The organism is Lederbergia panacisoli (genome assembly GCF_024626525.1).
GTDB classification, from domain to species: Bacteria; Bacillota; Bacilli; order Bacillales; family Bacillaceae_C; genus Lederbergia; species Lederbergia panacisoli.
Genome location: NZ_JANJGU010000033.1, coordinates 1 through 2,844, shown reverse-complemented (window position 1 = coordinate 2,844; position 2,844 = coordinate 1). Strand labels below are relative to the sequence as shown.

Here is a 2,844-nt window from a genome sequence, read left to right as displayed (position 1 = left end):
TGATTACTGCCACTTGAATTTACCACCTCTGCCATATTATTTACCACCGAATGACAAGAAACTTACCACCGTTTGCCAAACTATTTACCAACCTAAACCTTCTATATAATTAGTGTGCATGCCAATAATGGTGTGACACTTATATATAGGAGGTTTTTTGTTTGATTCATTATCGAAAAATTTTGGAATTACATCATGACAACATCAGTCAGAGAGGCATCGCCGCAAGTACAGGTAACTCCCGTCCGAAGGTCATGGAGGTGATTGAGAGGGCTAATAAGAAGGGCTTAAAGTGTCCATTGGAGGATGAAATGACAGATCAATGGATTGAAGAATTTCTCTTTCCGGAAAAGACTATGGAGGGATCCGGCAGGCAGCCTTTGGACTTTGATTATATTCATAAAGAGCTAGCGAAGCCGAATGTGACACTTTCACTCCTTCACCATGAATATGAGGCCCATTGCCGTGCGAATCAAAAGATACCATACTCATATCGAAGTTTTGCCCGTTACTACAGCAACTATGCGGAAAAGTATAAAGCCACCTTACGTATTCGAAGAAAACCAGGTGAAATCATGGAGGTTGATTGGGCGGGTTCAACAGCTTTCATCATTGATAGAGATACTGGCGAGAAGGTAAAGGCCTATGTTTTCGTGGCCACATTACCTTGTAGCCAAATATCCTATGCCGAAGCCTCGTTATCAATGGATTTACAATCATGGATTACTGCTCACAATCATGCATTTAAGTATTTCGGTGGTGTTACACAAATTATCGTTCCTGACAATCTTAGGACTGGTGTAACAAAACATACTTCGAAGGAGTTAATCCTGAACCCTACTTACAAAGAAATGGCAGATTACTATAATACCGTGGTTATGCCTGCACGAGTTCGTTCACCGAAGGACAAAGCAGCTGTTGAAAGGGCTGTTGGAGTCATTTCCACATGGATTATTGCGGCATTAAGAAATACTCAATGCTTTAGTATTGATGAGTTGAATGAAGAAGTCTGGATGAAATTAGAAGAATTTAATGAACGACCTTTTACTCGCAAAAAAGGCTGTCGCTTATCGGCGTTTGAAGAAGAGGAGAAATTTGCCCTTTCTCCCCTTCCAATCACACCTTACAAAATGTCTAAGTGGAAAACGATGAAAGTAAGTCCTGACTACCACGTATCGACAGATAGTATGTTTTATTCAGTCCCATATGAATATATCAATCGAGAGGTGGATATAAGAGTTTCAGATGAATTGGTTGAAGTTTATTTTAATCATATGAGGATAGCCTCTCACAAACGATTATATGGGAAGTTTGGTCAATTATCCACTATTCCCGATCATATGCCTGATAATCACAAACTATTTGTAGAACAAACATCTGAAGCCGCAATTGAATGGGCAACAAGTATTGGTTCATCAACCTTGAACGTTGTTCAGTATATTCTAGATACATCTCAAACTGAAAAACTAGCATTACAATCTATATTTTCATTAAAAAAGTCTGAACGCAGTTATTTAAAATATGAAATTGAACGTGCATGTAGGATGGTTGTTTCAATGACTAAACGACCAACCATTAAGGGTATTCAAACCATTTTAAAGAACAATAAAAAGAATGATGCTGAACAAGAACTAAAGCGAAAAACAGAAAAAAATCAAAACAGCTACGGTTTCACACGTGGGGCTGCATATTACGGGGGAAAACAAAATGATAAATGAACATACGTTAACAAAATTACATGAAATGAAATTAAGTGGTATGGCCGAGGCATATAAAGAGCAAGCCTCGAACAAGGAATTCCAAAAGATGAATTTTGAGGATCGCTTTTCAATACTGGTTGACATTGAACAATCTCGCCGCCAGAACAATAAGCTTCAACGGTTAATAAAATCGGCTACTTTTTTAAACTCAAATGCCTCTATCGAAGATATAGAATATCACGAGGATCGCAAGCTAGATAAACAGTTAATACTGAAACTAGCAAGCTGTACTTATATCCATGACTGTCATAATATCATTCTAAAAGGACCTACAGGTTCTGGAAAGTCATTCTTGGCTACTGCATTTGGGATATCGGCCTGCAGGCAATACTACAAAGTAAAATATATTAGATTGCCTGAACTACTAGATGAATTATCGCTCGCAAAGTTAGCAGCTGACGGTAGTTACAGAAAGATCATCCAAAAATACACGAAAGTCGATTTACTAATATTGGATGAATGGCTACTTACAGATTTGACAACGGATGAGGCGGCCATCTTGTTAGAGATTACCGAAGCCCGCCACAGGGTCGCTTCAACAGTGTTCTGTTCACAAATCGATCCCAACGGATGGCATATAAAATTGGGAAACGAGACAATTGCCGAGGCAATCTTGGATCGCATTATCCATGACTCCTATCAAATTATGATAGATGGCGAGGTTTCAATGCGAGAACGTCATGGTTTGGCGGTGCCCAAATGATTCCAATAGAAGTTGAAAATCGTATAGCTAAGTATTTCTTTCACAGGTATTTACCTCAGGAAGTGATGAATAAAGTAGAAGATAGACTGTTATCATCTTGCATATGGAACGAAGAAGAAAGTCTAGATCATGATGAACTCGTTCATTGGGCTATTCAGATTATTGATAAGCAATTAAAAGGTAAAAGTATTAAATAATATAAATAGCCATTGGAATATAAAAAGTCCAATGGCTATCTATCATTTTCTGATTTACTAATTATTGGCTCATTATCCTCATGGTCTATACTTATGGTAAATGCCCTGGCAATCGGTGGTAACTTCCGTGGCAATTGGTGGTAAATAAGATGGCAAGCGTGGTCAATTCCGATGGCAGTATTCA

3 protein-coding genes are annotated in these 2,844 nt (G+C 38.3%); all 3 read left to right on the top strand.

The features are described from left to right. The first annotated feature begins 161 nt into the window (after nt 1-161). Genes istA through NQ185_RS20035 form a run of 3 tightly spaced genes read left to right on the top strand, consistent with a single transcriptional unit; the run spans nt 162 to nt 2,660 of the window. Nucleotides 162-1,718 (top strand): IS21 family transposase, encoded by a 1,557-nt coding sequence (gene istA, locus NQ185_RS20045; RefSeq protein WP_257583872.1) that lies wholly within the window; start codon nt 162-164, stop codon nt 1,716-1,718. Continuing rightward, on the top strand, nt 1,708-2,463 hold the full coding sequence (gene istB / locus NQ185_RS20040; protein ID WP_257583871.1) for an IS21-like element helper ATPase IstB: 756 nt from the start codon (nt 1,708-1,710) through the stop codon (nt 2,461-2,463). The genes istA and istB overlap by 11 nt, the downstream gene beginning before the upstream one ends. Further along, nucleotides 2,460-2,660, top strand: a complete 201-nt coding sequence (locus NQ185_RS20035) for a hypothetical protein (RefSeq protein WP_257583867.1) — start codon at nt 2,460-2,462, stop codon at nt 2,658-2,660. Before istB ends, NQ185_RS20035 begins: the two co-directional genes overlap by 4 nt. The last annotated feature ends 184 nt before the right edge of the window (nt 2,661-2,844 follow it).